Raw genomic sequence first — 989 nt, forward strand, 5'->3', positions numbered from 1 at the left:
CCCATGAACTGCCCCGCGTGGACCTCGTCCTGCACGGCGGCGAACCCCTCCTCGCGGCCCCCGCCGAACTGGCCGCCCCGGTCGAGGCGGTACGCGCCGCCCTGGCCCGCCGGTCGCCCCGCACCCGGGTCACCGCCAGCGTGCAGACCAACGCGACCCTGCTCACCCGGGCCCGGATCGCCGCCCTGGCCGGTGCCGGGATCCGGATCGGCGTCAGCCTCGACGGCGGCCTCCCCGCCCACAACGCCCGCCGCGTGGACCACGCCGGGCGGCCCGGCTTCGGCGCGGCCGCCCGAGGCCTGCGGCTGCTGGCCCGGCATCCGGCCGGCTACGCCGGGGTGCTGTGCGTGGCCGACATCGGGCAGGACCCGGTGGAGACGTACGAGTCCCTCCTCTCGTTCGCCCCGCCCGCGATCGGCCTGCTGCTGCCCCTGGCCAACTGGAGCACCCCGCCGCCCGGCCGCACCGGGCAGGCCGCCGGCACCCCGTACGCCGACTGGCTGATCGCCGTCTTCGAACGCTGGTGGCACGACGGGGCGCGGCGCACCCGCATCCGGATCTTCGAGGAGGTCATCGCGCTGCTGCTGGGCCTCCCCGCCGCCACCGAGAGCCTCGGCCTGGCACCGGCCACCACCGCCGTGGTGGAGACCGACGGCAGCATCGAGCAGGCCGACTCCCTGAAGTCCGCCTACGAAGGAGCCGCGGCGACCGGCATGACCCTCGACACCCACAGCTTCGACGACCTCCTCGACCACCCCGGCTTCGCCGCCCGCCAGCTCGGCCGCGAGGCCCTCGCCGCGGGCTGCCGCTCCTGCGAACTGGTGGAGGTCTGCGGCGGCGGCCACTACCCCCACCGCTACCGCGAGGGGGAGGGCTTCCAGCAGCCGTCCGTGTACTGCGCGGACCTCCAGGCCCTGATCCGCCACATCGCCCGCGCGGTCCACACGGCCGCCACGACCCAACGGGCCGCCTCATGACCCACCCCGACC

1 protein-coding gene is annotated in these 989 nt (G+C 76.3%); it reads left to right on the forward strand.

Going from position 1 to position 989, the window contains the following annotated elements; genetic code table 11:
• On the forward strand, positions 1-977 hold a 977-nt coding region (locus VR44_RS40190; RefSeq protein WP_045952646.1), incomplete at its 5' end, for a Fe-S oxidoreductase.
• Positions 978-989 lie beyond the last annotated feature (12 nt).

It is taken from the genome of Streptomyces katrae (genome assembly GCF_000966975.1).
GTDB lineage: Bacteria > Actinomycetota > Actinomycetes > Streptomycetales > Streptomycetaceae > Streptomyces > Streptomyces katrae.